Source organism: Dialister sp. UBA1703, from assembly GCA_002320515.1.
Lineage (GTDB): Bacteria > Bacillota > Negativicutes > Veillonellales > Dialisteraceae > Dialister.
On record DCJJ01000098.1, the window covers coordinates 2,450 to 2,722 of the forward strand.

Here is a 273-nt window from a genome sequence, read left to right on the forward strand (position 1 = left end):
CGCCTGCGGCGCAGAGGGGCGTATGGCATCCATCAGGCCTTCGTCCCTCGGTGCCAAGGGTTGCGTTGCTGTCGCTCAGGGGACAAAGGCCGTGGTGTGGCGCCTTCTAATTCATTGAAGGCGCCATTATGATAAAACCTTCACAACCGCCCTGGCGGGCAATGCCACTTAGTTAAGAAAAAATCCGAAAGCACATGTCATTTTGATGTGTGCTTTTTTCTTGCCTATTTTTTCTCCTGTTAACAATAAACCTATTTTTTTCAAAAAAGACTT